This is a genomic window from Salinibacterium sp. TMP30 (genome assembly GCF_038397785.1).
Classification (GTDB): Bacteria; Actinomycetota; Actinomycetes; order Actinomycetales; family Microbacteriaceae; genus Rhodoglobus.
Map to the genome: position 1 here is coordinate 2396503 of NZ_CP151642.1, position 22806 is coordinate 2419308.

The 22806-nt window shown below is 60.6% G+C and carries 17 protein-coding genes; 6 read left to right on the forward strand and 11 right to left on the reverse strand.

Annotated features, from left to right (window positions below):
* Positions 1 to 74: 74 nt before the first annotated feature.
* From AADH44_RS11680 to AADH44_RS11705, 6 genes are all read right to left on the reverse strand, one after another.
* Complete coding sequence (locus AADH44_RS11680; protein ID WP_341952999.1) at positions 75 to 1202, reverse strand: DUF2510 domain-containing protein; 1128 nt, start codon at positions 1200 to 1202, stop codon at positions 75 to 77.
* Between the two features lie 180 nt (positions 1203 to 1382).
* Positions 1383 to 1787 (reverse strand): SseB family protein, encoded by a 405-nt coding sequence (locus AADH44_RS11685; protein WP_341953000.1) that lies wholly within the window; start codon positions 1785 to 1787, stop codon positions 1383 to 1385.
* 12 nt (positions 1788 to 1799) lie between these two features.
* The gene (locus AADH44_RS11690) at positions 1800 to 2414 is read right to left on the reverse strand and encodes a hypothetical protein (protein WP_341953002.1); all 615 of its coding nucleotides are present in this window, start codon (positions 2412 to 2414) and stop codon (positions 1800 to 1802) included.
* A gap of 26 nt (positions 2415 to 2440) precedes the next feature.
* Positions 2441 to 2944, reverse strand: coding sequence for an amino-acid N-acetyltransferase (locus AADH44_RS11695; RefSeq protein WP_341955005.1), 504 nt, complete (start codon positions 2942 to 2944; stop codon positions 2441 to 2443).
* A gap of 105 nt (positions 2945 to 3049) precedes the next feature.
* Positions 3050 to 5527, reverse strand: coding sequence for an ATP-dependent Clp protease ATP-binding subunit (locus tag AADH44_RS11700; RefSeq protein ID WP_341953003.1), 2478 nt, complete (start codon positions 5525 to 5527; stop codon positions 3050 to 3052).
* Between the two features lie 106 nt (positions 5528 to 5633).
* Positions 5634 to 6710, reverse strand: a complete 1077-nt coding sequence (locus AADH44_RS11705) for a hypothetical protein (protein ID WP_341953004.1) — start codon at positions 6708 to 6710, stop codon at positions 5634 to 5636.
* Between the two features lie 187 nt (positions 6711 to 6897).
* On the opposite strand from AADH44_RS11705, the gene AADH44_RS11710 reads away from it, so the two are divergent.
* The 5 genes from AADH44_RS11710 to AADH44_RS11730 are packed head-to-tail and all read left to right on the forward strand — an operon-like array spanning position 6898 to position 14085.
* Positions 6898 to 9570 carry an ABC transporter substrate-binding protein gene (locus AADH44_RS11710; RefSeq protein ID WP_341953006.1) on the forward strand — a complete coding sequence of 891 codons (2673 nt, stop codon included), beginning with the start codon at positions 6898 to 6900 and terminating at the stop codon, positions 9568 to 9570.
* A 3-nt stretch (positions 9571 to 9573) separates the two neighbouring features.
* Entirely contained in the window at positions 9574 to 10563 is a 990-nt protein-coding gene (locus AADH44_RS11715; protein ID WP_341953007.1) for an ABC transporter permease, read from the forward strand.
* Positions 10560 to 11417 (forward strand): ABC transporter permease, encoded by an 858-nt coding sequence (locus tag AADH44_RS11720; protein WP_341953009.1) that lies wholly within the window; start codon positions 10560 to 10562, stop codon positions 11415 to 11417. The genes AADH44_RS11715 and AADH44_RS11720 overlap by 4 nt, the downstream gene beginning before the upstream one ends.
* Positions 11414 to 12970 (forward strand): ABC transporter ATP-binding protein, encoded by a 1557-nt coding sequence (locus tag AADH44_RS11725; protein WP_341953011.1) that lies wholly within the window; start codon positions 11414 to 11416, stop codon positions 12968 to 12970. The genes AADH44_RS11720 and AADH44_RS11725 overlap by 4 nt, the downstream gene beginning before the upstream one ends.
* A 41-nt stretch (positions 12971 to 13011) precedes the next feature.
* Complete coding sequence (locus AADH44_RS11730) at positions 13012 to 14085, forward strand: peptidase C39 family protein (RefSeq protein WP_341953013.1); 1074 nt, start codon at positions 13012 to 13014, stop codon at positions 14083 to 14085.
* A gap of 27 nt (positions 14086 to 14112) precedes the next feature.
* Here AADH44_RS11730 and AADH44_RS11735 read toward each other — a convergent pair whose 3' ends face one another.
* From AADH44_RS11735 to AADH44_RS11755, 5 genes are all read right to left on the reverse strand, one after another.
* Positions 14113 to 16296, reverse strand: coding sequence for an alpha-galactosidase (locus tag AADH44_RS11735; RefSeq protein ID WP_341953015.1), 2184 nt, complete (start codon positions 16294 to 16296; stop codon positions 14113 to 14115).
* Positions 16280 to 17611 (reverse strand): extracellular solute-binding protein, encoded by a 1332-nt coding sequence (locus AADH44_RS11740; protein WP_341953017.1) that lies wholly within the window; start codon positions 17609 to 17611, stop codon positions 16280 to 16282. Before AADH44_RS11740 ends, AADH44_RS11735 begins: the two co-directional genes overlap by 17 nt.
* 71 nt (positions 17612 to 17682) lie before the next feature.
* On the reverse strand, positions 17683 to 18582 hold the full coding sequence (locus tag AADH44_RS11745) for a carbohydrate ABC transporter permease (protein WP_341953018.1): 900 nt from the start codon (positions 18580 to 18582) through the stop codon (positions 17683 to 17685).
* Complete coding sequence (locus tag AADH44_RS11750; RefSeq protein WP_341953019.1) at positions 18582 to 19499, reverse strand: sugar ABC transporter permease; 918 nt, start codon at positions 19497 to 19499, stop codon at positions 18582 to 18584. The genes AADH44_RS11745 and AADH44_RS11750 overlap by 1 nt, the downstream gene beginning before the upstream one ends.
* Positions 19496 to 21535: a beta-galactosidase gene (locus AADH44_RS11755; RefSeq protein WP_341953020.1), complete on the reverse strand. Its 2040-nt coding sequence runs from the start codon at positions 21533 to 21535 to the stop codon at positions 19496 to 19498. The genes AADH44_RS11750 and AADH44_RS11755 overlap by 4 nt, the downstream gene beginning before the upstream one ends.
* A 235-nt stretch (positions 21536 to 21770) precedes the next feature.
* Here AADH44_RS11755 and AADH44_RS11760 point away from each other — a divergent pair, with 235 nt between their 5' ends.
* Positions 21771 to 22793: a LacI family DNA-binding transcriptional regulator gene (locus tag AADH44_RS11760; RefSeq protein ID WP_341953021.1), complete on the forward strand. Its 1023-nt coding sequence runs from the start codon at positions 21771 to 21773 to the stop codon at positions 22791 to 22793.
* Positions 22794 to 22806: the final 13 nt, after the last annotated feature.

The window sequence follows — 22806 nt, forward strand, 5'->3', positions numbered from 1 at the left end:
CCGCCTCACGACGGGCCGCCATTACTCCACAATGCTGCGCTAGGTGCTCATTGCTCGTTGTTAGCTGTTAGCTGTTAGCCGAAGAGGGTCCAGAGGCCCCAGTCTTCTACGCGCCAGCTGATCCAGCCGTTCTCGCGCTGCAAGCTCACCAGAATCGAGTCACGCTGACCGTTATCTGGCTTTACTGCACGACACGTAAAGGTCTCCCCGATAAGCACCGGTGGAGTTGAGGGGCAATCGAGCTCAATATTTGCGCCCAGAGTTGCAGCTTGCGCCTCAACCGACTGTTCGATCTGGGTGCTGAAGGTCTGAGGAATGAGCGAAATAACGAGCCCCGGAAGAACAAGCATCCCGATGACAAGAGAAACAAGGGTTGCCGACCACGTAGCGATCGGTGCGATTCCCTTACCCGTTTCCCGCATCGTGCGGATGCCGCGAATCACCAGATAGACCGGTGCAGTAAGGAACGCCCATGCTGCATTCGCTGGTCGTTCGTGACCCCACACCTGCAGGAGCAGGTTGTCATAGGCTGCGAGACCAAGAACAACAACGTACGGCGCAATCCACACGACAAGCAGCAGCGGCAAGTTATCACCAAGGCCCGCATATGCAATCAAGAACATACTCGTCAACAACTGCACGAGAGGCAGTAGTGCGATGAGCCACACAGCGGCGTTGTAGGTGCGGTGTTGGCGAATCTCACGCTTCGGCGCTTCTTCTTCTTCGGCATAGGCGCTCAGCGTTGATGCCCCGGGCATCGTGTTTGCGTGGCCCGCGGCCGCCTTAGGAAGCAACTGAGGCTCGTTGGCCTCTTGGGGTTCTTCGAGCGGCGCCTCAAGCTCACGCAGTGTCATCGCGAGCAGTGGCTGTGCACTCAGTTCGTCATGAACAGGGGCGGTCTCAGTCTCGGGTTCGCTGCGAGTCTCCGTGACCAGATAGTCCTTGGAGTCACCGCGTTCGCGGTCCCGTTGGTCACGGCGAGACGGCAGTTCATCGACGTCGTCATCGTAATCGTCATCGGCAAAGGCCAACTTGGTTGTTGGCTGCACGACGATAGGGGCTCGAGCGTCTGAGGTGTGCTCAGTCCAGGCTTGGGCATCCCACCAGCGCAACTGGGGCAAACCCAGAGGGTCTGGGTACCATCCCGCTGGCACACCGAAACTGTTGTCTTCCACGTTGAACAGAGTAACTGTCACAGACACGGGATAGAAAGCCCTGTTTATAACATTGATGTTCTGGCTTAGCTGGATGTAACCCGAAAGAGTGCCGAAAAGGGGCCCAAATAGACCATTTCTGCACCTTTGCCCCCTGAACTGGGACGTCTACCTGACGGTGGCCGAATGCCGAAAGCTAACCCGGTGGTGACACAACCGGGCCCGCACTCACGAGAGTGTTAGGGCATCCAGAATGTCATCGGGTGACGCCTGCATGGTGTGCGGGCCAGCCACGTCGAACCAGACCGATTCCAAGACTCCCCGATTGGTCTCGAGGAAGCCCCGCAGATCATCTGCCCCATAGGCGACGACCTGATGGTCGGTCTCTTCGGGCAGCATCGCAACGTACGTGTCGACCGAGGAAAACAGCAGGAGCATGTACTTGTCGGCATCCCCGCGACGGAATACTCGCACTTGAGCGTCGCCTTCGTTGCCGTCGCTGAGCATCGGGACAATGACTCTGTCATTGCGAAGCGCGAGGGCTACCGCAACGGGGTCTCCAGTCTCCAATGCTTGGGCAAGCATGGGGGAGCTAAATTCGGCGCTCTGCGCCGCCGAGGAAGAAGAATCCATGATCAATCCTGGCTAGTTCAACAAGAACTGCTTGGTACTTTCTGAGGTGACGTCTCCCACAGAGACTCCGAGATGGTAGCTCGCGCCGTCAGCCGTGACCACGGGACGATCAGACTCGCACGTGTCGGTCGCGGAACGAGTGCGATCCCATTCGATAGAACTTGACTGCACGGGAACGCCGGGCTGCAATATTACGGAACGCGCCTCCCCTGCCGTCTGGCAGTGCTTCGAGTTCCAAATTTCGTCGCTACCGCTAGTGATCACAAACTCTTGGATATCGCTGCCAGCATCCACAACACACGGCTCAGTCATGGTGCTTTTGAGTGAGAACGATAGTTGCGGCTTTTGGCCTTCACCGTAGGTGGACGCATCCGTAATTGCTTCAAGCGTGAGCTTGGCAGGGTCGCAGACTACTGAACCGCTGGAATCGGTGGCAGCGGGACTGTTGGACTCTGTACCGGCCGTCTCGGCTGGCGCAGACGTATTGGGGTTAGAGGAAGCTTTCGGCCCAAAGACGATCAACAGAATGATCGCGATCACGGCAACGAGCCCTAACCCGACGATCAAGCGTCGGCGCCAGTAGACGCTGCTTGACTGCGGGCCGACTGGATTCCGAAACGTCGACATACCGTAAGGCTAAACGTCTCAGGCCGCTAAAGGCGTTTCAGCATGCGCGTGTTGCCGAGGGTATTAGGTTTCACACGAGAAAGATCGAGGAATTCGGCGACCCCCTCATCGGGAGACAGCGACAATTGCGCGAAGACAGCGGGATCGACAAGCTCTTCGTTCACCGGCTCAAAGCCATGGCGGGTGAAGAAGTCGGTTTCGAAGGTGAGGCAAAAGAGTCGCTCTAGACCGAGCCTGTGGGCATCGCGCTCGATCTGTTCAAGCAGTGCGTGTCCAACACCCTTCCCCAGCCAGTCGGATGCCACAGCCAACGTTCGAACTTCGGCGAGGTCTTGCCACATCACGTGCAGGGCCCCGCATCCGATGACGGTGCCGTCTGCGGCTACCGCTACGCGAAACTCTTGCACTGCTTCGAAGAAGACGACGAGGTCTTTACCGAGCAGAATGCGTTCGTTTACGAACGGCTCAACGAGAGACTGAATTGTCCGCACATCGGCTGTCGTGGCAGGGCGAACACTGAATGGGGTCACGAAGTAAATGTACTGCTGCTGGCTCACAGCTCTGCGCGTTAACGAGGAAGTGGCTGAACCTGCACCGTGAGGTGCGGCCCAGCCACTTGTCGTTCGGTGTGAGGTTTAGGCCTCAACCTCAGCAGGTTCCTTTTCGGGGAGGCCCGGCTGGCGGCTCGTGGTGAACACGAACGTGTTGTCAATGAAGTCAACGTGCACGTGATCGCCGGCGTTGAGCTCGCCGTGCAGAATCTTCTCGCTCAGGGCGTCTTCTACCTCGTGCTGCACTGCGCGGCGGAGCGGTCGTGCACCGAGGGCGGGGTCGAACCCGATATCGATGAGACGCTCCTTGGCAGGAACAGTGAGCTCAACGGTGAGGTCGCGATCCATCATCCGCTCCGAGAGTCGCTTGATGAAGAGATCGACAATCTGCAACAGTTCTGGCTTGCTGAGCTGCGGGAACACGATGGTCTCGTCAACACGGTTGAGGAACTCTGGCTTGAAGTGCTTCTTGAGCTCTTCAACAACCTTGCCGCGCATGCGGTCGTAACTTGTTGCCGAGTCGCCTTCCACCTGGAACCCCATGGGGCCCGCGGTGATGTCCTTGGTGCCGAGGTTGGTGGTCATGATGATGACGGTGTTCTTGAAGTCCACTACGCGACCCTGGCCGTCGGTCAGGCGACCCTCTTCGAGGATCTGCAGGAGCGAGTTGAAGATATCGGGGTGAGCCTTCTCGATTTCGTCGAACAGCACAACGCTGAATGGCTTGCGGCGTACCTTCTCGGTGAGCTGGCCTCCCTCTTCGAATCCTACGAATCCGGGAGGGGCACCGAACAGGCGCGAAACGGTGTGCTTCTCGCCGTATTCGCTCATGTCGAGCGAGATCATGGCCGACTCGTCGTCGAACAGGAATTCGGCAAGCGCCTTAGCAAGCTCGGTCTTACCGACACCGGTGGGGCCGGCGAAGATGAACGAACCACTGGGACGGTTGGGGTCCTTGAGTCCAGCACGCGTGCGGCGGATGGTCTTGGAGAGAACCGAGATGGCTTCCTCTTGACCAATGACGCGCATGTGCAGTGCCTTCTCCATGAAGATGAGTCGGCTGGATTCTTCTTCGGTGAGCTTGAACACGGGGATGCCGGTTGCTGCTGCCAGAACTTCGGCAATCAAGCCTTCATCCACGATTCCGCTCGCACCAACGTCGCCCGACTTCCACTGCTTCTCGAGGCGCAGGCGCTCTCCGAGCAGTTTCTTTTCTTCGTCGCGCAGGCTGGCGGCCTTTTCGAAGTCTTGGTCTTCGATTGCGCCCTCTTTTTGGCCACGGACTTCGGCAATCTTGTCGTCGAATTCACGCAGCTCGGGGGGTGCAGAAAGGATGGAGAGTCGCAAGCGTGCGCCTGCTTCATCCAGAAGGTCAATTGCCTTGTCTGGCAGGAACCTGTCGGCCACGTAGCGGTCGGCGAGGTTCGCTGCGGCAACAATGGCACCGTCAGTGATGGACACCTTGTGGAAGGACTCGTAGCGGTCGCGGAGCCCTTTCAGGATGTTGATGGTATGCGGCAGGTTGGGTTCGTGCACCTGCACCGACTGGAATCGACGCTCGAGAGCAGCATCTTTCTCGAAGTGCTTGCGGTACTCGTCGAGAGTGGTCGCACCGATCGTCTGGAGCTCGCCGCGGGCAAGCAGCGGCTTGAGGATGGAGGCAGCATCGATGGCGCCCTCGGCCGCTCCAGCACCAACGAGGGTGTGGATTTCGTCGATGAAGACGATGATGTCGCCGCGAGTGCGGATCTCTTTGGTTACTTTCTTGAGTCGCTCTTCAAAGTCACCGCGGTAGCGGCTTCCGGCGATGAGCGATCCGAGGTCGAGCGAGTAGAGCTGCTTGTCTTTCAGTGTCTCGGGTACCTCACCGTGAACGATGGCGAGGGCGAGTCCTTCAACAACGGCGGTCTTACCCACACCGGGTTCGCCGATGAGCACTGGGTTGTTCTTGCTGCGGCGGGAGAGGATCTGCATGACGCGTTCCATCTCCTTCTCGCGGCCGATTACGGGGTCGAGCTTGCCGTCACGTGCCGCCTGAGTGAGGTTGCGGCCGAACTGGTCAAGAACCTGCGAACCCTTGTCGGGCGTCGCGTCGTTTCCGCCAACGGCAACAGCCTCTTTGCCTTGGAAGCTACCGAGGAGCTGGATGACCTGCTGACGCACCTTGTTGAGGTCTGCGCCCAGCTTGACGAGAACCTGGGCGGCAACGCCTTCACCCTCGCGGATGAGGCCCAACAGGATGTGCTCGGTGCCGATGTAGTTGTGGCCGAGTTGCAGCGCTTCGCGCAAGCTCAGCTCAAGTACCTTCTTGGCACGGGGCGTGAAGGGGATGTGGCCGGTCGGCTGCTGCTGACCCTGACCAATAATGTCTTGCACCTGCTCGCGCACAGAGTCGAGTGAAATGCCCAAAGACTCGAGTGCCTTCGCGGCGACTCCCTCGCCCTCATGGATGAGGCCAAGCAGAATGTGCTCCGTGCCGATGTAGTTGTGGTTGAGCATCTTGGCCTCTTCTTGGGCCAAAACGACTACCCGACGGGCGCGGTCGGTAAATCTCTCAAACATCTCTTCACTCCTTTGATACCGCTACGAATTCGGTACCCATGTAAAGAGAGTAACCAGTGAAATGGTGAAATAGTCCGGTGTTCGCCCTAGGCGTGACGGTCTACGGCTAGCGCTCAGGGACGCAGGCACCTGGGCCTGCGCCGTCTAAGAATTCTGCACCAGTGGCGAGCACCGCTTCGAAGAATTTTTGATCATCGCTCGACTCATTGACGGTGCCCTTGCACGTGGAGGTGTGCAACTGAAACTGCTGTTCTCCAGCCGCATACCTGACGTTCAGGTTGCTCACCGGGGTTGCTTGAGCCGCGGCTAGGAGAGCGTTCTCCCAATCGGCTTCGCGATATTCGCGGTGGCTGATTAGAATCTCTGCGAGCGCCGGCTTGTCGAGCTGTGGCTTGTTCCACATCAGCAGCACGCCTTCGGGGTATTCAAAGTCTGGCGCCGGGTTCTCCGGGACTGCCGAGAAATCGATCAGAGGGATGGTGCCGCGGATCCCGTCAAGCAACTGCACAAGGTCGGCTGGCGGCAGGTGCGGATAGGACCGCATCCCCGCAAATTCCCAGATCGTGGGGTTTTGTGTCTCGTCGTGCACGGCATTGAGTGCTTCGACGTTCTCAATTATGAGTTCAGCGGTACGCCCCGCGTCAGCCTGTTCGGGTGCGCTGAAGGTGCGGTCGTAGGTCCCGGTAATGGCCGCCGGCGTCAGGGCCATCGATAGTTGGGTGCCGGTCGCGGTTTCTGCAGCCCGCCAGTATGCGAAGTCCTCCGCGAACTGTTCGTCGGAGTATCCGAAGTAGCTCCGGGTAAGCATGCTGTTGGTGTCCCCTGCGATTCGCAGTGTGAGTAGTGGCACCGCATTTGCCAGCTCGACGCTCGTGAAGGCCTCATGGGTCACCGTTGCGATCTCCCACGCTTGGTCTTTGGTGGACGCCGCGTTCACTGTCACCTGAAGTTGGGCCTCATCCCCTGACGGGCCATCGGAGGTGAAGTCGGATGATGCGGACTCAACACCCTCGATGCGCTCAAGCGCTGAGACGACATCCGCGAGCTTTCGCTGCTTTTCAGCATCTGCAGCCACGACCCCGAACACTTGGCCAGCATCGTTGACAAGCGAGCAGCCGCCGAGAGTGAGAGAAAGGAGCACGGCAGCGGCGACAATTGCGGCCGGACGTCGAGAACTCTTCATGATTCAAACTTACGCACTGGTGGGCGTTGAGGCCTGTCCCCGTTCGGGTTGAGCTCAGGGACGTGCCGCTCAGATCCACCCGTCTCGCAGCAAATGACGTCTGCTACTGCTGCGTCGCCGCTAGACCAAACCAAAGTTAATCATTCTGTAACGTTATGTAGCGGTGCTTTGGCCATAAGGTGTCGTTATGCAGGCCGCGTCAGGAGAATCCGCCAACCTTGATGAACTCACGCGTGCACTCGACCTCCACATGCTGCGCATCCTGGTCGCAATCAACGAAACCGGGAGTGTCTCCGCCGCCGCCCGCCGCCTAGGGTTCAGCCAACCCGCCATCACCCAACACCTCAAGCGCAGCGAAGCCCGCCTCACCATCGCGCTCGTCGCCCGAACACCGCGCGGTATGGAACTCACCGAAAGTGGCGCACTCCTTGCGCGTCACGCACCGCGCATCGACGCCGCAATTACCGCCGCCGCCAGCGACCTCACCGCGCACCTCGGCCTCGACCGCGGCTCCGTGCGGCTTGCCGCGTTTCCCGCCGCCGTCGCCAGCATCATCGCGCCACTACTTTCGCGCCTCGATCGCGAGTTTCCGGGCATCCATGTCGAATTCAGCGAAGCTAACCCGGATGCCGCCCTCAGCGCTGTAGCCGAAGGTCGCGCCGACATTGCGCTCGATTACCGCTATGCGAGTGACCACACCATCGCATCGAGCTCCCACACAAGTGCCGACGGACTGCGCTCCCGCTTCCTGCTCTCGGAGAACGTGCTCGCGATCGTTCCCCGCACCGAAGCCGACAAGTTGGGCGCGACCGCGAGCGTCACAACATTGCTCCCCTTTACGTGGATCGGCGGCCCGGCAACCTGCACCGAACAACTCGTCGCCGTCGCCCACACCCTCGACGAAAAGCCAAGCCTCCGCCACGATGTAACCAAGACCGATGCCGCACTCGCGCTCGTCGCCTCCGGAATCGGCGTGACCTTTCTCTCTGAACTCGCACTCGCGACCACCGCCCTCCCCGCCGAGGTCATCGCGATCGAACTTCAGCCCAAACTTCGTCGACGCATCTATGCGACCACCCTCGACGACACAGCCGACACCCCGAGCATTGCGGTCGCCCTACGGCTGCTCGCCATGCGTGAGGTGGCCCGGAAAACGAGCAGTGACCGCGCGGCACTATCACAGCACTCCCATCTTCAGCGCGCGAGATTCTCCTCACCACCATTCACTCATCCTGTGACCCTCACCGAAAGGCACGAACTGCGCATGAGAACTTCGAACACAACACTGGCCCGGGGAGCCCGGGCGTCAACGGTTGCCGTTGCCGCCTCCGCCCTACTACTCGCCGGCTGTGCCACCACGAGCACCAATACCGGCGACGGCAACATCGACACCATCACCGTTGCCCTGCCCGGATCGCTCTCCAGCCTCTATGTTGGCGCGGAGAGCGGCATCCTGAACTACTACATCGCCTCCATCACCCAGGAAGGCCTCGTGTCGTTGGATGCCGATGGTGCGCTCCAACCTGGCCTCGCAGAATCGTGGGAACAACCGGATGACCTGACCTACGTTTATGAGCTTCGTGACGATGCGATGTTCCAAGATGGCACCCCGGTGACCGCCGATGATGTCGTCTTCAGCTTGGAGCAGGCACGCGACGAAACCAGCTCACCCGGACTCTCCTACTACCTCGGAGGCGTAGACACCGTCGAAAAGACCGGCGACAGCGAAGTCACCGTCACCCTCACCGCCCCCGACTCTGCCTTCGCAAAGAACATGAGCACCGGTGGCGCAGCCTTCATCACGTCGCAGAAGTTCTGGGAAGAGAATAACGGCGAGGTCGGCACCAGCAGCTCTCTGCTACTCGGCTCGGGGCCCTACAAGGTCACCGAGTTCGTCCCCGACTCCCACGTGTACTTTGAACGCGTCGACACCTGGTGGGGCGAGCTTCCCACGGTGAAGAACATCGACGTGAAGTTCATCCCCGATGAGGGAACGCGACTTCTCGCGGCCCAATCTGGCGACATCGACATTGCCTTCAACGTGCCGCTTGCCCAGTCAACCCAGTGGGAAAACCTCGACAACATGCGCGTCGACTACGTCAACGACCTCTCGTACGTCGGCATGTACTTCAACACCACACTCGCCCCCTTCGATGACCCGAAGGTGCGCGAAGCATTCGCCCACAGCGTCGACCGCACCACCATCGTTGACAAACTGCTGCGCGGCCACGGAGAAGTAGCCACCGCCATCGCCACTCCAGAATCGCTCGGAAGTGTCTATAGCCCCGACGATGCCCGCGACCTGCTCGCGAGCATCCCGCAGTATGACTTCGACCTCGACGCGGCCGCGAAAGCGCTTGCGGCATCCGATCACCCGGATGGCTTCGAAACCGACATGCTGTTCCCCTCGACCGGACCCCAGCTCGGCTCTGCCGCGCAATCGCTCGCCGAGAACCTCTCCAAGATCGGCATCACCCTCAACGTGCGTGAAGTTCCTATCGAAGAGTGGCTTGCGAGCCTAGAACCCAACAGCAGCTACGGCGTAGGGCTGATGTGGTACTTCTCCACCCTCGGTGACCCCTCGGAGGTGTCGTCGTACATGCTCGGCGAGTTCAACATCTCAAACTACGAGAACCCAGAAGTGCTCTCACTGTTTGAACGTGTTGGTGCCGAGACCGACCCGGCGGCCCGCATCGACCTTCTCATTGAGGCGGAAGTTCTCCAGGCCGAAGACATCATCAACGTTCCGCTCTGGTGGGGACAATCAGCAACGGCATTCTCGAAGAACATCGAAATGAGCAACTACAGCTCATTCGCGTTCATCTCGTCGTGGCCCGCTACGCTCACCCCCGCTGGATAGTCAGTGATCTCAACCCCGATTGCACGCGCATCACGAGCACGGCCCCTCGGCCGCATGCTCGTGGTGCGTGTGCTCGGCACCCTCGGCATTCTGTTGGTGCTCTCCATTGTCGTATTCTCGATGCTGCACCTCGCCCCCGGCGATATCGTCAAGAACCTTCTCGGCAATCGACCATCATCACCGGATGCCGTAGCCGCGATTCGTGCGCAATATCATCTAGATCAGCCTCTCTACATGCAATACCTGATCTGGCTCGGCAACACCCTCACCGGTGACTTCGGTCAATCCATTCGTCTGCAGGATTCGGTATCGAATGTGATCGGCGCCCGCCTCGGTATCACCGCGTCGCTCAGCGGTCTTGCGTTTGTTCTCGCGCTTGTCGTCGCAATCCCGCTTGGTGTTCAGAGTGCTGTGCGTTCGGGCAGCTGGATCGACCGCTTCGCTACCGGCTTCGGCATCGTCGGGCTCAGCGCCCCCACCTTCGCCGTCGGCCTGCTCCTGCTCTACGTTTTCGCGTTCTACCTGCCAATCTTTCCGGTCTACGGCTCTGGGGATGGCGGACTCGACACTCTCTGGCACCTTGTGCTCCCCGCTATTACTTTGGCGCTTGGACTCGGGGCAATCATCCTCAAACTCACCCGCACGGCGATGCTGCGCGAACTCGAATCCGACTATGTAACCTTTGGTCACGCGCGCGGACTTCCCGATCGCCAAGTGCACATGATCGCCCTGCGCAACGCTGCCATCCCCATCGTCACCGGCGCCAGCCTCGTGCTGACCTTCCTCGTCGGCGGCACCGTGCTCGCCGAGACCACGTTCGCTTTGCCGGGCCTCGGCACCCTGCTGCAAGGCTCCGTGCTTTTCAAAGACATTGCCGTTGTGCAAGCACTCACCCTGCTCGTGGCGGTGACGATTGCAACAATCGCGCTGCTCGCCGACCTCGCCTACATCTTCCTCGATCCCCGCATCCGCGCTAAGGAGGGTGCACAGTGAGCAGCACCGAAGCTATCGCCCTCGCACAGGTTCCCCGCACGCGCCGTCGGCATCCCCTCGCAGTGTGGGCCTCGCTAATTCTGCTGGGCGTCGTGGCACTTCTGGTCGTGTTTGGCAATCTGATTGCTCCGGATGCCACAGCCCAGTCGATTCTCGATTCCCTCCTGCCACCGGGCAGCCCCGGCCACCTTCTCGGCACCGACGAACTCGGTCGTGACGTGCTCGCCCTGACGATCGCAGGAGCGTCATCCGCCCTCATCGGCCCGATCTGCGTCGCGCTAGGCTCGATGCTCATCGGAATCGTACTCGGCACCATCTCCGGCTATCTGCGCGGCCCCATCGACTTCATCATTGGCCGCTGGACCGACCTGCTCTTCTCGCTGCCCCTGTTGCTCGCCGCGATTGTCGTTGCCGGCGTTTTCGGTGCCGGCTATTGGATGACCGTGCTGCTGTTGATCTTGCTGTTCTCGCCCTCAGACACCCGCATCGTTCGTGCTGGAGTGATGGAGCAGGCCGCTCGACCGTTCGTGGAGGCAGCCCAAATGCTGTCCCTCTCCCGCACCCGCATCATGTTTACCCAAGTGCTGCCGAACGTGTCATCGCTCATCATCACAAACGCGATGCTCAATGTGGCTTTCGCTCTCGTCGCATTCTCCTCACTGTCATTCTTGGGCGTCGGCGTTGCTCCCGGAACCGCAGACTGGGGCCGCCAGCTCACCGATGGCCGAGCGATCATGGTCGACAATCCTGCCGCCGTGCTCGTGCCCGCACTACTCATCATCGGGGTTGCTTCTGCAGCAAACCTCGTCGGCGACTGGCTCGGGCAAAACTTGACCAGAACGGGGCGCTCATGACGCACGAACAAGTCGCCGTCACGGGCTTGACCATTGATGGCCCTGCCGGTGTCGTCGTCGCGCCCTTCGACTTCTCGATTGCTCCCGGCGAAACTCTTGCGCTCATCGGCGAATCGGGTTCGGGAAAGACACTCTCGGCAAAAGCCATCGCCGGGCTACTGCCCGCCGGGTTCAGCGCGCGCGGCACGATCGCTCTGGGCAGTGCCACGATCGAACTGCCGTCAACGGATGCCGTCTGGCGTGCCACCCGGGGCCGCCGAATCTCGCTGCTGCTACAGGATCCCTTCACCAGTCTGAGCCCCGTGCACCGCTGCGGAATCCAAATCGGCATGACAATTGATGCGGCAAGCGATCGTCAATTGAGCCGTAGCGAACGAACCGCCCTCGTCACCCAGCGCCTCGCCGAAGTGAACCTGCCCGCGGAAGTCGCCCGCGCCTATCCCCACGAACTCTCCGGCGGAATGCGTCAACGCGTTGCCATCGCCGCAGCCCTCGCCACCGACCCCGAACTACTGATCGCCGACGAACCGACCACCGCTCTCGACGCGAGCAACCAGGGCGAAATTCTCGACCTGCTGCGAGGTCTGCAACAAGCCCGCGGGATGGCCGCCCTCCTCATCTCCCACGACCTCGGTATGGTGCGGGGGCGGGCCGAACATGTGCTCGTCATGCGCGCCGGCGAAATTGTGGAGCGAGGCCTCACGAGCTCCGTGCTCAGTGCGCCTAGCCACCCATACACTCGCGCGCTCATCGAAGCCGACCCCTCCCTGACCGACCGCTCTGCCGGTGTCTCACACGCGGCATCCGACACCGCTAACGACCTCGTCGTTGTCACGGACCTCACCAAGAGTTTCGGCGACAAAACAGTGGTGCACGGGGTGAGCGTGACGATCCCTCGCGGGGAGACCGTCGGAATTGTGGGCGAGAGTGGTTCAGGCAAGACCACAATCGCGCGGTGCATTGCCGGGCTCGAGCGCGAAACCAGCGGCAATATCGAGTTTGACGGTCTTGCTCTGGCCCCCGGCCGCGCTTCGCGCACTCCAACGCAAATGCAGATCGTGTTTCAGGATCCCTACTCCTCGCTGAACCCCATGATCAATGTTGGGCGGTCGCTGAAGCTCGCGCTCAGCGTGGCGGGGCGTCCGGCATCCGATCTGCCAGGCCTGCTGAAACTCGTGGAACTACCCACAGAATTCGCCGGAAAACGGCCAGCCGAACTTTCGGGAGGGCAACGACAGAGGGTGGCCATTGCGCGGGCACTAGCGGTGCAACCTCAGCTGCTCATTTGCGATGAGTCAGTATCGGCCCTCGACGTTTCGGTACAAAAACAGATCCTCGATTTGCTCGCGAAACTGCGTGTCGATCTCGGACTCTCGATCCTGTTCATCTCCCACGACCTCGCCGTTGTGCGCCAACTCGCCGACCGCGTCTACGTGCTGCGCGATGGCGAAGTCGTTGAATCCGGAGCCTGCCAAGACGTGCTCAACTCACCAACCCACCCCTACACCCAATCCCTCGTCGCCGCCTCAATTCACGAAACGGCACCCCACTGATTTCGGTGCCACCGGCGACCGAAATCCCCTGAAAGGACCCCGTGGAATCTTCCACTCACACTATTGAGCGCTTCACCCCGGCAGCGATGCCCGCCAAATTACTGAGCGCTCTCGGCCCTGAGCGTGCCGAATTCTGGAAGCTCAATCGCGAGCCATACAACCCGCAGGTGTGGATGCTCGACTCACCGCACGGCGCGGCTGCAGCCCTCACCTCTGGTCGCCCCAATACGCGCTACACAAAAATTGTCGATCTCTGGTGTGAGGCCGGTGCCAGCGCAGAAGTACTCGTGGGCGAAATCATTACGGCATCCCAGCAGCGCGGTGATGCCTGCATCAAGTGGCAACTGGCTTCGGATACTGAACTGCCCGGCTTCGCGCTCGCCCTCGGTTTCAGTGAACTGCGTGAGCCCATCTCCTCGGCCGACGGCACCCGCGATGTGCGCGGATTCGTGAAGTGGCACAGCGAATGGCCACACCCCCAGTTGCGCTATTACGGGCAGACCACGCTCTTCACGTGTGGGGCTGTAGCCGCCATGACGGCGCTCACCCAGCTCGGACTCGACCCCTTCGATTCGACCGACGACGCCGATGCCCGCGAGCGCGAACTCGCCTTCTGGCGGGCAGCAACCAACTTTCCGGCCGTCGAACCCATCGGACTCGCCGTTGCCGTGCACGATGCGGTCGCCGCAACAGGCGTACGCCTCGAACTTCACCTCGACACCACTGAGCCGACATTGCTCGAAACGTATGAGGGCGACGAGCGCGTCTTTCGGGAGCAGCTGCAAACACAATCGCGGGCAGAGGCGGCGAGCCGCGGCATCCAGCAGCACACCCAACCACTCCCCATCGAAACGATCGTAGAGCGGGTGGCTGGTGGCGAGCTGGCACTGCTGCTGATCGAAGAAGAGCCCATGCACGACGCCTCAACACCGCACTGGGTTGTCGCCCACGCGGTGCAGGGTGACACGGTGCTAGTGAACGATCCGTGGATCACAGCGGAGCACGGCGAGACCTGGGTTGACTCCCACGATCTGCCCGTTTCGGTCGCGGTGCTCGACCAAATGGTTGCTTTCGGTGACCCCGCGTATCGCGGAGTGATTTTTATGGCACGCTGAAAATCACCTAGGTGAGGAACTTGCCGACTAGACCGCAGTAACCCGCAGCACGATCGCTTCGTCGGGGTGCAGCAACGGCACATCGATTCCCACAGAGTCGAGTACGACGCCCGGCAGTGTGATTTCACCGTCGACCCACCACGCCGGCGCAGTACCCGGGTAGGTCTCGGCGGGGGAACCCACGTCCACTGGGGCAATTCGATAGTTGCGGTGCGGGTCGAGGCCCGGCAGTCGGCGTGTGGGCCGCACCGAATCGCTGGGCGTCACAAGACAGGTAATCCAAAAAACACCATCGCTCAGATCGTGGGCGACCACACCGGTGACGATCGGGTCTTCACCGGTCTCGCCGCGCACTACTCGGCCCGAATGAATCAGAGAGCGCAACGCGCGATAGGTTCCCGCCCAGGTTCGCAGGGCATCCCGTTCGACTTCGGTTGTGGTGGTGAGATCCCATTCAATGCCGGAGTGCCCCATGAGCGCGGTCGCGAGTCGGAAGCCGAGCGAGAGCGAACGGCCCGAGGTGTGGGCGGGAGACGAACCGACATGCGAACCCAAGTATTCGAAGGGGACAAGCAGGTTGGTCCACCGCATGATCGAGAACCGGTCGTGGGCATCGTTGGTGTCTGACGGCCAGACACGCTGCACACGCTCAAGCACGCCCGCATCTACGCGGGCACCCCCCGAGGCGCACGATTCGATCTCGACGTGCGGGTACCGTTCGCGCAACTCGTCCATCAATCGGTAGGTGGCGTGCACATGCCGGTGAACAGAACCACCAAGCAGGTCACGGTTCATGTCCCACTTGAGGTAGCTAATCGCGTACTCATCGAGCAGCGCCGCAATTGCTTCCCGCACATGGTCGTGCGCGGCAGGGTTGTCGAGGTCGAGCACATACTGGTTGCGCCACGATTTGGGCAGTGGTCGGTCATCGTCCCGCAAAATCCATTCCGGATGCTCGCGCGCAAGCTCAGAGTCAAGCGAAACCATCTCGGGTTCAACCCACAGACCGAACTGCATTCCGGCGGAAGTCACGCGGTCAACGAGGGGTGCAAGCCCATTCGGCCAGGCCACCGGATCGACGGTCCAGTCGCCTAGGGCACGTGCGGCGTCGGTGCGCCCCGTCATCCAACCGTCATCGAGCACAAACCGTTCAACCCCAACTTCGGCAGCGGCGTCAACGAGGCCGGTTAGCTGCTCAACGTTGTGGTCGAAATAGACGGCCTCCCACGTGTTGAGGGTGAGCGGGCGCGGTGTCGTGGGGTGCGCGGGGAGATCTCGGAACCAGGAATGGAACCGCTCGCTGAGGCCATCGAGGCCGGCATCCGACCATGCGGCGTACGCCCACGGGCTTTGGTAGCTTTCATCGGTCGCAAGCCGCAGCTCGCCGGGGGCGAAAAGTTCGGCGGCGCCCAGTGTTGTGATGCCGAGGGCTGTGCGGTCGATCCACATGCGGGTGTCGCCGCTGGTGCCCAGATGGATTGCCCAGACTTCACCGTGGCGAAAGCCGAAATCGGGTGTTCCGGCAACGGTGAGGTAGGAATCGTCGTGACCGCGACGGCCATACCGTGATTCACGCAGCCAGGTGCCATAGTCGATTGCTGAACGCTGGGGCACGCGTTCTGCTGCCCAGATTCCGGTGAAGTCGAGTCGCTCTCGCGCCATCGGCGGCAGCGGAAGTGTTGTCGCGAGCGTCGAAAGCTCAAACGGCTGTGCGGCAGTGTTCGTGATGTGTGACCGGCTGCGAAGTACACCGCTGGGTGATAGCTCAAACTCGACGATGAGTCGCAGCGTTGCGGCATCCATCGCCGTGGTTGCGTCACCCGAGTTTGCACTAGCGCGTGATGTGGCAGCGTCGCTCAGTGTTATCGAAACACGGTGGGGCTTCGGATAATCGATGCTCTCGGTGTGCAGCATCGGCCGGCGAACTCGCCCGCCCTCTGTATCGTGCCGGCCTTCGAGACCGGGGATGCCAGTCCAGGCATCGGCAAGCAGGGGAACAATTCCCAGCCGCAAAGGTTCGTCGATTGAACTGGGGCCCACGGCGCGTTCGCGAGAACGAACCACGTCACTCAATTGTTGGGGTGAGAGTTCTCCGAGGTCGGAGCCCCAGTGCGTGATCGACGGCACGCCCGTGCCGCGGGTGTCCAGCACAAGGCTGGTACCCGCGGCACGGAGGTGAATAACGTCGTTCGTGTTATTCGTTGACAGCAATCGCGGCAGCCTTCATGGCGTCGATTGTTTTCTGCTGACCCGATTTCAGTGCATCCATGAGGGTGCCTGAACCGGAGATTGCGGCGGAGAACCCGTCAGCAACATCCGTGTAGGTCTGCGTCATTGTTGGTCCCCACGTGAAGTCGGGGTTGACCTGGGCTCCGGCTTCAGCGAACACATCGTAAATGTTCTGTCCGCCGTAGAAGTCGAGGCCCTCGGAGAATGCTGGCAGGTCTCCGCCAGCCTTCGTTGCCGGGTAGATGTTCGCTGTCTTGTTCATGCTCGTCAGCGCTTCTGGGTCGGTGTTCAGCCAGAGTGCGAACTGTGCAGCCTCGTAGGGGTGCTCGCTTCCCTTGAGTACTGCGGTGCTCGATCCGCCCCAGTTACCTGCAGCGGAGTCGCCAGCGTTCCACTGCGGCATCGGAGCTACAGCCCAGTTGCCTGCGGTGTCGGGTGCGCCACTCGTGATGGTGTTTGCACCCCATACTGCAGAAACCCAGCTCCAGACTTCGCCCGAGTTGTAGCCGTTGTTCCACTCGTCAGTCCACGGCGGAAGAGTTGCGACGAGGTCATCGTCGAGCAACCCCTGCCAGTATTCGGCAACCTTGGCCGACTCGGGGGAGTCGAGGGTTACATCCCATGCGGTTCCGTCGTTCTGGAACCACTGGCCGTCTGCCTGCCACACGAGCCCAGCGAAGGCGTTGATGTCGCTCTGTGAGAAGTTGGTGATGTAGCCACCCTCTGCGCGGATCTTCTTCGCTGCCTCAGCGTATTCGTCCCACGTGGTCGGGATGGCGATGCCAGCCTTCTCGAACAGGTCGGCGCGGTAGAACAAGGCTTCAGGGCCAGTGTCCTGCGGGATTGCGTAGACCGCGTTGTCTTCACCGAACGTCACTTGGCTCCAGGTCCAGTCAATGAACTGGTCCTGAGCATCCATGACCCCAGCGCAGTCGGCGATGTTAACAACACCGTCTTGCACGCGGAAGTTGGGCAGTGCGTCGTACTCGATCTGGCCGAGATCGGGAGCATTGCCTGCTTCGATCTGGTTGAAGAAGTTCTTGTACGTTCCGCCGTTACCGTTCGGACCGGTCTGAACCTCAACCTGGATGTCAGGATTCTTCTCGTTCCAGATTGCTACGGCATCTTCCATGCCGGGCAACCAGGTAGTGAAGTTGAGGGTTACCGGTCCCTCTGACGGAGCACAGGCTGCGGCGTCTGTGCCACCGTCTGTGCCTGCGCCGGATGAGCATGCGGAGAGTGCGAGCACGGAGACGAGCATCAGTGCTCCTCCGGCCCGACCTATGCGATTAGCCATGCGAGTTCCTTCCTAGTGATTGTTCGTGGTGCGGGGTTCCATCGGCGCGAACCGAGTGGTCTGTGGGGCGATCATTTGAGCGCGCCCGTTCCCAGCCCGCTGCGCCAGAAGCGCTGCAGGCCGAGGAAAGCGATGATGAGCGGGATGATCGAGAGCAGTGCGCCAATAATCACGAGCGCCCGAATTTCAGGAATCTGGCTGACTTGGCTGTTCCAGATGTAGAGACCAAGCGTTACCGGGAACAGCTCTTCGTCACGGAGCATGATCAGCGGCAGGAAGAAGTTGTTCCAGATCGTCACAAACTGGAACAGGAAGATCGTGACCATGGCCGGCATCATCAGTCGCGTTGAGACGGTAAAGAAGGTGCGGACTTCTCCTGAGCCGTCAATTCGCGCGGCCTCAACAAGCTCATCAGGAACGCTTGAACTCGCGTAGATGCGCGCCAAGTAGACGCCGAACGGGCTGACGAGGCTGGGGAGGAACACAGACCAAAAAGTGTTAGTTGCTCCGACCTGGCTGAAGACCAGAAATAGGGGTAGCGCCAGTGCGGTTGCCGGAACCAACACTCCACCGAGGATGATGTTGAAGATTGTCTCGCGACCGCGGAAAGCATACTTCGCGAGCGCGTAGCCGGTCATTGTGGCGAAGAGGGTAGCGATCGCGGCGCCAGCACCGGCGTAGAGCACACTGTTGAGCATCCACTGGAAAAAGAGGCCATCACGGTAGCTCGCGAGGTCGGCAATGTTCTGAAAGAGGTTGAAGTCAGCGAACCACAGTGGTGCCGAAGAAATGAAGTCGCTGCGGTCTTTCGTAGCCGCAACGAAAAGCCACCAGATCGGCACCAAGAAATAGAAGGTGCAAATGGCCATGACCAGCATGGCACCAGCCCGCGAGAACAGGCTTTCGCGCGGCCCGCGAAGCCGCTTCGCCACGGAAGTAGACTTCGCCGCTGAAGTAGTTGGGGCACTCATCAGTCAGCCTTTCGTTGAGTGAGCTTGAGCACGGTGAATGACAGCGCGAAAGTCAGCAGGGCAAGCACCACCGAGAACGCCGCTGCCAAATTCACGTTCGGTACTGATGCCGTCGAGTAAATGAGCAAGTTCGGCGTGTAGGTGCTAGTCACCGCGGAAGTGAAGCTCTTGAACACCTGCGGTTCGGCAAGCAGTTGTAGGGTTCCGATGATCGAGAAGATCGACGTCAGTATGATCGCGGGCGTCACCAGCGGAATCTTGATCGACCACGCTATTCGCGCCTGAGAGGCGCCATCGAGGCGGGCGGCCTCATAAAGCTCGCTCGGGATCGCCAACAGTGCCGAGTAAATGATGATCATGTTGTAGCCGATGAACACCCAGGTGACGACGTTGGCAATCGACCACAGCACCAGATCAGCACCCAAGAAGTTGATCTCACTCGTGACCGCCGTAAATGGCGACAGGTTGGGCGAGTAAAGGAAGCCCCACATGACCGCCGCGATTACACCGGGAACTGCGTAAGGGGCGAAGAACGCGAGCCTAAAGAAGCGCTTGCCCTTAACGAGCGGCGAATCCAGCAGCAGAGCCAACAGCAGCGCAACACCGAGCATGATCGGCACCTGCACGACACCAAAGCCGGCGACACGAAGAATGGATGCCCAGAAAGCATCGTCTTGGAAGACCCGTGCGTACTGCACGAACCCCCCAAACACCTCCGTCGGCTTACCGAAGGTTCCCTCACGCTCTACCGTAAGCAGCGACTGGTAGATCGCAACGAAGATCGGGATGATGTAGAACAGGCTGAACAGCACAGCGAATGGGGTGATAAAGAAAATCACCGCACCGCGGTTCTTGGACACCCCTCGCCTCTTTACCTGCTGTGGTGCTGTGGTGGGTTGAGCAATGCTGGTGTTCATCGCGTAGCTCCTTCTTCAACACTCAGGCGGATGACGCGAACGCCCCCGGCAGGAACAGTCACCGAACCCGCAATCGTTGTGTCTGTCAACAGCTCTTCGCCATCGACAGGGAAAGAAATGTCGTGGGCGCTGTGGTTAATGACAAAGCGGAAGCGTTCTGAGTCGTTCGACCGAGTGACCACCTCAACACCAGCACGAAGCTCCAGCTGTTCAACGCCAGCCTCGTCGAGCGCACGGCCCATCAGGTCAGCGAAACTTGGCTCGTCGAGCGCGGTAGCCACGTACCAGGCCGCTCCCGAACCGAAGCGATTGCGCGTGATTGCCGGCCCACCGGGCACTGGGCCGCTCGCGAATTCGGCGACGACATCCGCAGTGGTTGGTCGAACATGTTCTGCCCAGGTCGTGGCGTGTCCGCCGTCGCTGAGCACAAGCTGAGTTTCGGGCATGAGGGGGAAGAATTGTTCGGTCCAGACCCCTAGCAGCGCAGGGAATGCCCCGGGAGGCGTCTCTCCTGTGGGGTCACACCGGATGCCATCAGTTTCGTCAACGATGCCCGAGAAGAAGGTAACAACAGCGACACCGCCGGCCTCAACAAATTCGGTGATGACGTCGATACTGTCGTCGTCGACGAGGTAGAGGCTCGGAACAACAACAAGCTGGTAGTCGTTAAGTGCTGCGCCCGGCGCGACGACGTCTACGGTGACCCCGTTGGCGCGGAGTGCATCGTAGGCAGCGTGCACTTGCTCGAGGTATTTCACGTCTGTTGATGGTTGCGAGTCGCCCTCGGCGGCCCACCAGGATTCCCAACTGAATATTAACGCCACTGAAGCCTCGACCCGGGTGCCCGCGAGAGACTCGAGCGCGTGGAGTTTCGCACCCAGGTCGAGGGTCTCACGCCATACGGAAGTGTCAGTGCCGGCGTGAGGAAGAAGCGCCGAGTGAAACTTTTCGGCACCGTGTCGCGACGCACGCCACTGGAAGAAGCAGACGGTGTCTGCTCCTCTAGCGACATGAGTCAACGTATTGCGCAACATCTCGCCGGGCTGCTTGGCGAGATTGTGTGGCTGCCAGCTCACCGCACTGCTGGCCTGTTCCATGAGCACCCAGGGTGCGCCCTGCGCGAGACCGCGGGTGAGGTCAGCAGCAAACGACAGTTCGCTTACCGGATGCGATAGCCGGTGATCAAGGTAGTGATCGTTGGCGATGACATCCATTTCGCTCGCCCACTGCCAATAGTTTTGGCTGCGGATATGAGCGGTGACCATGAAATTGGTGGTGACGGGGATGCTGCTAACCGAGCGGAGCAGTGCCGCTTCGCCGCGGTAGTAGTCGAGCAGTTCATCCGAGCTGAAGCGTGAGAAGTCGATGCGCTGCGCAGGGTTTGTTGACGAGAGCGTCGCCCGCGGAGGAAGTATTTGGTTCCACTCGCTGTAGCGCTGGCTCCAGAAGGCGGTGCCCCATGCCTGGTTGAGCGCGTCAACAGTTGTGTAGCGGGCGCGAAGCCATTCGCGGAACGCGGCTGCTGAGGTGTCGCAGTAGCAGTGCGCGTTGTGGCATCCCAGTTCGTTGGAGACGTGCCACAGGGCGAGCGCTGGGTGCGAGCTATAGCGTTCGGCAACTTTCGCGACGAGGCCCAATGCTGCAGAACGGAACTCGGGCGAGCTCGGGCACCAGGCTTGGCGGCCGCCAGGCCAGCGGCGAGTGCCGTCGGCTGCGGTGGGCAAAATTTCGGGGTGGAGGGTGGTGAGCCAGGCGGGCGGTGATGAGGTTCCGGTGCCCAAATTGACGCGGATGCCCGCAGAGTGCAGCAGATCCATAATCGTATCGAGGCGGTCGAAGTTGTACTCTCCCTGCCGCGGCTCAATTTCTGCCCAACCAAAGATGTTGATTGCGACGAGGCTGACGCCGGCTTCACGCATGAGCGCGACATCCTGGTGCCAGACGCTTTCCGACCACTGCTCGGGGTTGTAGTCACACCCGAGCACCACTGAATCGGGTGACCAGCTCGCGGCGCGATCTGCGCGGGATGTGGTCACACGTGCCTCCTTTGGCATCTGACTCGACTGCTTGTGCTCTGAGTCTTTATTCTGCGGACGTTTTTCTGTGAACGTGCACAGAATCTGCCCCGAAAGAACCTGCGTGGTTTTCTGGGAGCGTGCACAGACTATGCGAGCCCTCATCGACGTGTCAAGCGTTCGGCGTGTCTGGGAGCGTGAACAGTCCCGCAAACTCGGGCAACCCACACACCGCTGCGAGCGCTAGCATGGAGCCATGGCAACCCCACGGGCTCGGCAACGCCGCGCGACAATTTTCGATGTCGCAGCAGAAGCGAACGTTTCCCGCGGCACCGTCTCGCGACTACTCAACGGTGAGCCCTACGTCTCAGACTCTGCCCGCGATGCAGTCGAGAAAGCGATCGCCAAAGTCGGTTACGTGCGCAATATGGCCGCCCGCAACCTCGCCACCCAGCGCTCCAAGGCAATCGCGCTCATCGTGCACGAACCTCACTCGGTATTTCTCGAAGACCCCAACATTGGTGCGATTCTGCTCGGCACTAACGAGCGACTCTCCGAAGCCGACTATCAGCTTGTGTGCCTCATCATCGGATCCGACCGCGACAGCACTCGCATCGCCGAATACCTGCGCGGCGGATTCGTCGACGGCGCCGTCATCGTCTCGGCACGCGAACACGATCCCATCGCCGACGCCATCGCCCACATTGGTCTTCCCGCGGTTTTCGTTGGCCACCCCGAGAGCGCCCCAGAAATGCCCTACGTGGGCATCGACAACCGCAGTGCCGCGCGCGATATCACCCGCGAACTACTTGCCACCGGTCGCAAACGCGTGGGAATGATTGCTGCCGCCCTCGACCGCGACTCCGGTAGCGAACGACTGGCCGGCTTTCGGGATGCTATGGGTGACGACTTCGACGAAAGTCTGGTTGTCGATTTTCCGCTCTACTCCCGCACCAGCGGCGTCGAGGGAATGGAAACCCTCCTCGAACGCGCTGGCGACATTGATGGCGTGTTTGCGGCATCCGATGCTGTTGCCGCTGGCGCGATGGATGTGTTGCGGGAGCACGGGCGATCGGTGCCGGGAGATGTCGGAATCGTCGGCTTCGACGACAGCGACTGGGCGCTTCGGTGCCAACCTCAGCTATCGACGGTGCGACAGCCTGCCGACTTGCTCGGCCGTGAGGCGGCGTCGATGGTGCTTGAACTGGTAAACGGCCTCACCCCGGAGTCGCCGGGGCGAATCTTGCCCACCGAGATCAGATTACGCGGTTCCGCTTAAGACTGCGCGGTTC